General features: G+C 35.5%; 2 protein-coding genes, 1 tRNA gene and 2 rRNA genes. 1 reads left to right on the forward strand and 4 read right to left on the reverse strand.

Features of this window, described 5'->3' with window-relative positions:
* Positions 1-340 precede the first annotated feature (340 nt).
* A complete protein-coding gene (locus tag KO502_RS11025; RefSeq protein WP_216022632.1) occupies positions 341-1,591 on the reverse strand; it encodes a DEAD/DEAH box helicase in 1,251 nt (416 codons plus the stop codon).
* 91 nt (positions 1,592-1,682) lie between these two features.
* Between KO502_RS11025 and KO502_RS11030 the strand changes: the two genes are divergently transcribed.
* Positions 1,683-3,284 carry a response regulator gene (locus KO502_RS11030; RefSeq protein WP_216022633.1) on the forward strand — a complete coding sequence of 534 codons (1,602 nt, stop codon included), beginning with the start codon at positions 1,683-1,685 and terminating at the stop codon, positions 3,282-3,284.
* Between the two features lie 19 nt (positions 3,285-3,303).
* Here KO502_RS11030 and KO502_RS11035 read toward each other — a convergent pair.
* From KO502_RS11035 to rrf (KO502_RS11045), 3 genes are all read right to left on the reverse strand, one after another.
* Positions 3,304-3,388, reverse strand: a tRNA-Tyr gene (locus tag KO502_RS11035).
* Between the two features lie 35 nt (positions 3,389-3,423).
* Positions 3,424-3,538: ribosomal RNA gene (gene rrf / locus KO502_RS11040) — 5S ribosomal RNA — on the reverse strand.
* A 209-nt stretch (positions 3,539-3,747) separates the two neighbouring features.
* Positions 3,748-3,862: ribosomal RNA gene (gene rrf / locus KO502_RS11045) — 5S ribosomal RNA — on the reverse strand.
* Positions 3,863-4,093 lie beyond the last annotated feature (231 nt).

The following is a 4,093-nucleotide window of genomic DNA, read 5'->3' on the forward strand; positions in this document are numbered from 1 at the left end:
CGTTGCTGTTGCCCCGAAGCAGGATGCGTATCATACGCTCCCAAGTTTTAATGTCAATGTTTTATTTTAAGTTTCTTTAAAAAATATTTTAAAGCGTTTCAAAACTAAACATTAACTTAAGTTATTTAGTGCTTAAAGCGAGTAGATAACTTAGTAAAACAAGCTCTTCATGATTCATTTGTTGTGAACCCCTTGGAACTGGAGCGCATTGTAGAGAGTTTTTGATAGAGCACAAGCACTAATTTCAATTATTTGTTTGTTCGGTTATAAATACAGCTAACCGTTCGTTTCCTGTAACAATATTGATTATAAAGACTGCTATTAGCGGAAATTAAAGTAATTATCTTCTACGGCTTCTACTTGTTCTTTTCTTTGATCTTACTTTATCACCTTGAGATAAAGCATTTTTTCTAGCCTTTTTTTTACTAATTGGTCGTTTCTCTGAGGCACTCACTTTTGTCGGGTCTGGTTCATAACCGGGTAACCATTGCTGCAACAACTTAGTATCAAGTAATTCTTCTATTGCTGTTAATAGCCATTCTTCATCTGTGCTAACTAGTGAGATAGCTAAACCTGAATTACCTGCTCTTGCTGTTCGTCCTATGCGATGAATATAATCTTCCGCGTTATATGGAAGTTCGTAGTTAATTACATGCGACAGTCCTTTTATATCTATTCCTCTAGCTGCAACGTCAGTTGCAATTAATGCCCTTACCTTTCCTTCTTTAAATTCTAGTAGAGCTTTTTCACGGGCCCCTTGTGACTTATCTCCGTGTATAGCGACTGATTTAACACCATCCTTAGTCATTTCTTTCGCTAGTTCATCTGCACATTGTTTTGTTCTCGTGAAAACTAACACTTGCTTCCAGTTTTTTGAGCCGATCAGATAAGAGGTTAATTCTCTTTTTCTATCTGCATCAACCCCATAAACAATTTGCTCTACATCATCAGCAGCTTTGTTTTTTTCATCTATCTCAACAATTTTGGGGTTAATAAGTATCTTTTTACTCATCTGGTAAATTTCATCGGCAAAAGTAGCCGAAAATAATAACGTTTGCTTATGCTCAGGCAAGTGCTGACTAATTCTATCTATTTCATCTTTAAAGCCCATATCTAGCATTCGATCAGCTTCATCAAACACAAGCACTTCAATTTTGTCTAATTTCACAGATTTAGTGTGGAGTAGATCTAATAATCGGCCAGGGGTAGCAATTAAAATATCAATTCCTGCTTTTAATTCCTGAATTTGTGTTTTAGTACTTACACCACCATAAACAATACCTGTTTTAATTGAAGTATATTGACCGTATTGACAAAAACTTTTATACACTTGTTGAGCCAGTTCACGTGTTGGTGTTAACACAAGAGTTTTTAATACTCTTTCACTAGATGAAGATGTTATATAATTTTGTAAAATAGGAAGAGCAAAGGCTGCGGTTTTACCTGTACCTGTTTGTGCTCTTGCCATAACATCATGTTTAGCTAGAATTAAAGGGATGCTTTGCTTTTGTATTTCTGTTGGTTCATTATATGAAGAGGCTTTTATTGCTTTTAGCAATAAGTCGTCTAAAGAAAAAGATGTAAATGTCATTTGTTTAACCAGAAATAATTTGAGATGTGGCATTGTAGCAGAAGTCGTATATCACTATCCTAGTTATTAGCATATTTACCTTAAGGGTGTCATGGCAGAAAATTATTATCAGAATATGCGTTTCTTGATAGTTGATAACATCAAGCCCTCGCAAGAAATTCTCAAACAATTTGTAATGCGATCTACAAATAAGCAAGTAGATAGTACTCATTACGCCCAGGATGTTGCATCTATCTGCCAACAAAAGCCTTACGACGTCATATTATTAGGTTACGATCTAGGTGAAAGTCAAAAAAACGGACAGCAGATACTCGAAGACTTAAGAGTTAATGGTTACATAAATCGCCAATGTATTGTTATTTTAATAACGGCTGAAGTCTCACAATCTATGGTTTTAGCTGCACTAGAACATAAACCAGATCACTATTTATGCAAACCATACTCTTTAAATGATTTAGACAAACGTTTAAAAGATTGTTTTAAGAAGAAGAGCTTTATGAGCTCTATTTACCAAGCACTAGATGATAACAACAATGAACTTGTTATTAAGCGTTGTAAGAGAGCAATAGCCCAAGATACACCCTATAAAACAGAATGTTTGGGTATTATATCTAGGCAATATTTTGAACTCGGCCTATACGAAAAAGCAAATGCGATTTATCTTGAACACCAACACTCTGCAAACTGCCAATGGGCGACAATAGGTTTAGGTAAAATAGCTTTAAATGAGAATAAGCTAACTGAAGCAGAAAGGTTATTTAAGATATTAATTAAAGATTACCCTCTTTATTTATCTAGTTACGACTGGCTTGCTGTAACTTACGAAGAACAGTTCCATTATTTACTTGCGGAAGAGATATTAGAAAAAGCCTTATTGTTATCACCACGTTCCCTTACCAGATTACAAAAATATGCAAACCTTTGTATTCAAAATCAGCATTATGCCAAAGCAACAATAGCTTATGAAAATAATTACAAGTTAGCACATAACTCTATACACCATTGTGCAGATAATACACTTAAGTACGTTAATGCATTAATAGCGTACGCTCCGACATTATCATTAGTTGACGCAAAGAAAATGAATAACAAGGCATTTACCTTCTTAAAGCAAATGACTCGAGACTTTAAAAGAAGTGACTTAAAGATCCAGTCGCATTTTCTAGGTGCATGTTTATTTGAAATAACCAAAGAGAGACAACTAGCAAACGAAGAGATTGTGAAAGGTGAAAAACTATTATCAAAAGAGCAATTAAATATAGCACCAGATAAGCTAATTGAAATATCAGAAATATTGAAAAAATTAAATAAAAATAACTTAGCCTCACAGATACTTATTAAAAGTGAAGAAGGAGCAAATAAAAGTATAGAAAACGAGAAGGAAGCGATAAGTTTAAAAGAACAAGCACAAGCCGATATAGAGCTTGGTTTAAGACTTTATAAACAAGAAAAATATCCTGAAGCAATAATAAAATTACAAAGAGCTTCTGAATTGTTTCCAAAGCATGTAGGGATAAAATTAAACTTGCTGCAAGTTTTATTAGTCTCTTATGATAAAACGAAGCCATCAATTAAAGAGTTAAATAAAACTAGCAACCTATTACTTGAGGTAGGGGATTCTAAATTGACTCTAGAAGAAAGTGAAAAGCTGAAGAAAATGCAAAAAAAATACCAGCAACTTGCTGGTATTTAATCATTCCTATAAGGAAATATGGTGGAGGGAGGTGGATTCGAACCACCGAAGGCTGAGCCGTCAGATTTACAGTCTGATCCCTTTGGCCACTCGGGAACCCCTCCACGGGGCCATTTCATCATTTCTGATGGAATTTGGAGTCTAGCAATGTCCTACTCTCACATGGGAACTCCCACACTACCATCGGCGCAACTGCGTTTCACTTCTGAGTTCGGAATGGAATCAGGTGGGACCACAGCGCTATTGTCGCTAAACAAAACTTTTATTTATTAAACAACCTAATGGTTAACTAATAAATAGAAGCTTGAGCAAAAAGCCCGACTCAATGAGTCGGGCTTTTCCCTTGAGCTTGCGCTCGAATAGAAACCTAGTAATGTCCCGCTTCGCTCTCACATGGGCTTTTCTGTAACATAAGTCACACTACCATCGGCGCTGTTGCGATTCATTTACTGGTTAAATAGAAATCTAGCAATGTCCTACTCTCACATGGGAACTCCCACACTACCATCGGCGCAACTGCGTTTCACTTCTGAGTTCGGAATGGAGTCAGGTGGGGCCACAGCGCTATTGTCGCTAGATAAAAACTTGTTTAACTATCTGGGAAAGTAATATAAATAATTTAAGAAATTTGTTTCAAGTAACTGTTAAGTACGTGATTGCTATTTTTCAATAGTCTTTGTCAAACTTAATGACAGTGGTAAATCAACTAATAACGACGTAATTCAAAATGACGTGTGGCTTTTCTACACGAATTTTTCATTACTAAGTTAGTATTTGACTTTAACCTGTCACTACAAAACCACTTGGGT

Source organism: Colwellia sp. E2M01 (genome assembly GCF_018860585.1).
Lineage (GTDB): Bacteria > Pseudomonadota > Gammaproteobacteria > Enterobacterales > Alteromonadaceae > Colwellia.